The following is a 4,146-nucleotide window of genomic DNA, read 5'->3' on the forward strand; positions in this document are numbered from 1 at the left end:
GGCAGCTCCTACAGGGGACATGTATCAACCTTGTAGGAGCTGCCGCAGGCTGCGATCTTTTGATCTTGCTTTATCTATACCGACACAAAGAAGAACGCAGCAATCAGCCCCATCCCGACAAACCACACCAGCGACCGCAAGATCGCCCAGTCCGCCAGGTAGCAGATGATGTACAGCAGGCGACTGGTGATAAACAGCACCGCCAGCACATTCACGGTCACTAGCTGCGCCGTGCCCACCAGATGCGCAACAATCACTGCGGCAGCAAATGCCGGCATCACTTCGAAGCTGTTCAGCTGCGCCGCATGCGCCCGTCGGGCGACGCCGCCCACGCTATCGAGGAAGTCCCGAGGATCATGATTGTCACTGAGCCGGAAACCGCCCGAGACCTTGGCCACAATCGTGCACACATACGGCAGGAAAATCGCGATCAATACACACCACAGAGCCACCGTCATAACGCCGTCCTTTTTTCGAGTGTTGGAAATGGCGGGCAGTCAGAACTTCATCACCAGCATGCCGATCAGCACCAGCCCACAGGCTAAGAGCCGCGGCCTGCCGAAAGGTTCTTTCAGATAACGCATACCGAACAGCACCACCAGGATCACGCTGATTTCACGCAGCGCTGCCGCTTCGGCAATCGAGCCCAATTGCATCGCCCACAGCACCAGAGCGTAGCTGAACAACACGCAGAACCCGACCGCCAGCCCCAGCTTCCATTGCTCGCGCCAGAACACCAGAAATGCCGGGCGTTTGGCGACCCACGCCAGCAACGGAAACGGCCAGGCGCTGAGCAGCGTGACCCAGACCAGGTAATCCAGCGGATGCGACCAGCGCCGCAAGGCCTGGCCATCGATGTAGGTGTAGCAACCGATGCACAGCCCGATTAGCGCCACCACCGGCAGCATCGACCACGGCAAATGCTTACCACCACCGCCCTGCCAGAGCAGACAGACCATGCCCAGCGGAATCAGCATGATCCCGAGGATCTGCTGCGTGGTGAGCACTTCGCCGGCGAAGATCAGGGTCAGCGCCAGCACCACCAGCGGCGACAAGCCGCGCATCAAGGGATAGACCAACCCGAGGTCGCCGACCCGATAAGCCTGGATCAACAGATAGCGATACAGCAGCTCGAATGCTGCCGACGCCAGGATCCACGGCCAGATTTGCGCCGGCGGCAGGCTGATGAACGGAAATGCCAGCGCCACGAACAACAGCGCCACCGTGTCCATGCACGCCACCACCAACAGCCGTTCGGCACTGAACTTGATCAGGGTATTCCACGTCGCATGCAACAGCGCCGCCATCAACACCAGAACTGTCGCCGCCACGTCCCACTCCTTGATTTTTTGTTGACCCTACACCAATGCGTACCGCTGACCAACCGAGGGATGCGATTGTGTCCCCACCCCGAAACAGCCCATCCAACATTCGCGCCGAAGAATCGGGGCGCTGTCTTTCCCCCCATCCAATGGAGCCCGGATGCTAGAACTTGTAGCCGCTTTTATCTGCCTCACCACCCTTCTCACCTTCGTCAATTACCGCTTCATCGGCCTGCCGCCGACCATCGGCGTGATGGTCACCGCGCTGATGTTCTCCCTGTTGCTGCAAGGCCTGAGCGTGCTCGGCTACCCCGGCCTCGAAGAACGCGTGCAGCAACTGATCGGCCAGATCGACTTCGGCGACCTGCTGATGAACTGGATGCTGTCGTTCCTGCTGTTCGCCGGCGCCCTGCACGTCAACCTCAACGATTTGCGCAGCTATCGCTGGCCCATCGGCCTGCTGGCGACGTTCGGCGTGCTGATTGCCACCGCCGTGATCGGCAGCCTCGCCTATTACATTTTTGCCCTGTTCGGTTGGCACGTGAGCTTCCTCTACTGCCTGCTGTTCGGCGCGCTGATTTCGCCGACCGACCCGATCGCGGTACTCGGCGTACTGCGTACCGCCAATGCCTCAAAACCGCTGAAAACCACCATCGTCGGCGAGTCGTTGTTCAACGACGGCACCGCGGTCGTGGTGTTTACCGTGCTGCTGGGCATCGCTCAGTTGGGTGAGACGCCGACCCTCAGCGCCACGGCCATGCTGTTCGTGCATGAAGCCCTTGGCGGCGTGCTGTTCGGCGGGCTGATCGGTTATGGGGTGTACCGGATGATCAAAAGCGTCCAGCAGCATCAGATCACTGTGATGCTGACCCTGGCGCTGGTGATCGGCGGTTCGGCGATGGCCACCGAGTTGCACGTCTCGGCGCCGATTGCGATGGTGGTGGCCGGCCTGATCATCGGCAACCTGGGGCGTAACCTGGCGATGAACGACATGACCCGCAAGTACCTCGACGGCTTCTGGGAGCTGCTCGATGACATGCTCAACGCCCTGCTGTTCGCGCTGATCGGCATGGAGCTGTTGCTGCTGCCGTTCAACTGGGCGCACGTGGCGGCGGCCAGTTTGCTGGCGCTGGCGATCCTGCTGTCGCGCCTGCTCACCGTGGCTCCGGCCATCGTTCTGTTAAGGCGTTGGCGCACAGTGCCGCGTGGCACCATCCGCATCCTGACCTGGGGCGGTTTGCGCGGTGGTGTTTCGGTGGCACTGGCGCTGGCCCTGCCGCTGGGCCCGGAGCGCGACTTGCTGTTGAGCATCACCTACATCGTGGTGCTGTCGTCGATCCTGTTGCAAGGCCTGACCATCGGCAAGCTGGTCAAGCATGCCACCCGCGACGAGCCGGCCACCACGGCCGAACCCGCGCACCACTGATCATTTTCTGATCTGCTGCGGGTCAGGCTTTTCGGCCTGATCCGCAGACCCTTTGGCCTTGCCTGTTTCCTTTGGCGCACCGCTTTCGCTGCGGATCTGCGCATGGCTGATCAGGGCAAAGATGCAACTGCCGCCGATGATGTTCCCCGCCAGCGTCGGACCGGCAAACACCATCCAGAAATCACTCCACGGCAACTCGCCGGCAAACACCAGGTACGAGACTTCCGCCGAACCGACCACGATGTGGGTGAAGTCGCCCAACGCCATCAGATAAGTGATGAGGATGATGATCCACATCTTCGCGCTCTCCATGGACGGGATCATCCAGACCATGGTGGCGATCATCCAGCCGGAGACGATGCCCTTGGCGAACATCTGGCTGGCGTGGTTCTCCATGACCTTGCGGCCGATTTCAAGGAAGGCGTGATCGGTCCTGGTGTCAAAGATCGGTAGCTCGAGCATCACGTAGGCCACGAGAATCGTCCCGCACAAATTGCCGAACAGGACGACGCCCCACAAGCGGATCAACCGGCCAAAATTGGCCAGGGTCGGTTTGGTCATCACCGGCAGAACGGCGGTCAGGGTGTTTTCGGTGAACAGTTGCTGGCGGGCGAGAATCACCGCGAGGAAACCGGCACAGTAGCCGAAACTGGCGATGACCTTGAATTCGTCGCCCTCGGGCAGGCGCGAATTGAGCAGGCCCATGCCCATCAGCGACAGGCCCATGGTCAATCCGGCCGCGAGCGCCGACCACCACAACGCGGCGATGCTGCGCTCCAGTTCCTGATCGCCCTGCGTGCGGATGATTTCATGCAGAACCGCTGCGCGAGGCGGCTGGTTTTTCTCGACTTCATGTCGTTCATCGGTCGAGAGATTGGGGGTCTTGCCGTCTGTCGGGGTGGTCATGGCGTGGGAACCGGGTGGGGGCTTTTAGCTACGACCGTTCTTGCCTGGAATACGTTCTGTATGCGCCACGCAAATCCCCGGTTTTACGCATGACAGTGTAGGAGCTGCCGCAGGTGCGATCTTTTGATCTTGCTCTGCAAAAAACAACGTCAAAAAGATCGCAGCCTGCGGCAGCTCCTACAGGGCTCGCATTACTCGCTGACGAGCTCATCTTCCTTGAACTGGTCTTTGACGTACTTGATCTCGGTGCGCCCGTGCGGCGCTGGCAGGCCGTCTTCACCGAGGTTGACGAAGACCATCTTTTCGACGGTGAGGATGCTCTTGCGGGTGATCTTGTTGCGTACTTCGCAGGTGAGGGTGATCGAGGTGCGGCCGAACTCGGTGGCGGTGATGCCCAGTTCGATGATGTCGCCCTGGCGCGAAGCGCTGACGAAGTTGATTTCGGAAATGTACTTGGTCACCACGCGCTGATTGCCCAACTGGACGATCGCG

Annotated in this window: 5 protein-coding genes; 1 reads left to right on the forward strand and 4 read right to left on the reverse strand. The window is 60.5% G+C overall.

Annotation, left to right across the window (positions count from 1 at the left end; all coding sequences use genetic code 11):
• Window positions 1–74: 74 nt before the first annotated feature.
• Both HT737_RS13335 and HT737_RS13340 read right to left on the reverse strand, forming a co-directional pair.
• Window positions 75–458: an MAPEG family protein gene (locus tag HT737_RS13335; protein WP_027610617.1), complete on the reverse strand. Its 384-nt coding sequence runs from the start codon at window positions 456–458 to the stop codon at window positions 75–77.
• Window positions 459–497: 39 nt separating this feature from the next.
• Window positions 498–1,331, reverse strand: a complete 834-nt coding sequence (locus tag HT737_RS13340) for an EamA family transporter (RefSeq protein WP_095668121.1) — start codon at window positions 1,329–1,331, stop codon at window positions 498–500.
• A gap of 151 nt (window positions 1,332–1,482) precedes the next feature.
• Between HT737_RS13340 and HT737_RS13345 the strand changes: the two genes are divergently transcribed.
• Window positions 1,483–2,748 (forward strand): sodium:proton antiporter, encoded by a 1,266-nt coding sequence (locus HT737_RS13345; RefSeq protein ID WP_086793619.1) that lies wholly within the window; start codon window positions 1,483–1,485, stop codon window positions 2,746–2,748.
• On the opposite strand, the gene HT737_RS13350 is transcribed toward HT737_RS13345, so the two are convergent.
• Both HT737_RS13350 and HT737_RS13355 read right to left on the reverse strand, forming a co-directional pair.
• A complete protein-coding gene (locus HT737_RS13350) occupies window positions 2,749–3,654 on the reverse strand; it encodes a formate/nitrite transporter family protein (protein ID WP_182402815.1) in 906 nt (301 codons plus the stop codon). It abuts the gene before it with no gap.
• Window positions 3,655–3,845: 191 nt separating this feature from the next.
• On the reverse strand, window positions 3,846–4,146 hold a 301-nt coding region (locus HT737_RS13355), incomplete at its 5' end, for a hotdog domain-containing protein (protein WP_182402817.1).

Source organism: Pseudomonas sp. MD195_PC81_125, assembly GCF_014060985.1.
GTDB lineage: Bacteria > Pseudomonadota > Gammaproteobacteria > Pseudomonadales > Pseudomonadaceae > Aquipseudomonas > Aquipseudomonas parakoreensis.